The 266-nt window shown below is 55.3% G+C and carries 1 rRNA gene; it reads right to left on the bottom strand.

Going from position 1 to position 266, the window contains the following annotated elements:
- Nucleotides 1-266: ribosomal RNA gene (locus tag VSR72_RS44135) — 23S ribosomal RNA — on the bottom strand; the annotation flags it as partial.

The raw sequence follows: 266 nt of genomic DNA, 5'->3' as shown, positions 1-266 counted from the left end.
GTTCCTTCTCCCGAGTTCTCTCAAGCGCCTTAGAATACTCATCTCGCCCACCTGTGTCGGTTTGCGGTACGGTCACTGTTGAACTGAAGCTTAGAGGCTTTTCTTGGAACCACTTCCAGTTGCTTCGTCGCCTAAACGACTGGCCTCACACCCTTGAATTCCGCGCCCGGATTTGCCAAAGCGCCTTCTCCAATGCAAGGACCGGGACTTCCAACACCCGGACAACCTTCCGCGATCCGTCCCCCCATCGCATTCAACAATGGTGC

This window comes from Paraburkholderia sp. JHI869 (assembly GCF_038900775.1).
In the GTDB taxonomy this organism is placed as follows: domain Bacteria; phylum Pseudomonadota; class Gammaproteobacteria; order Burkholderiales; family Burkholderiaceae; genus Paraburkholderia.
This window is presented reverse-complemented; position numbering and strand designations above follow the sequence as displayed.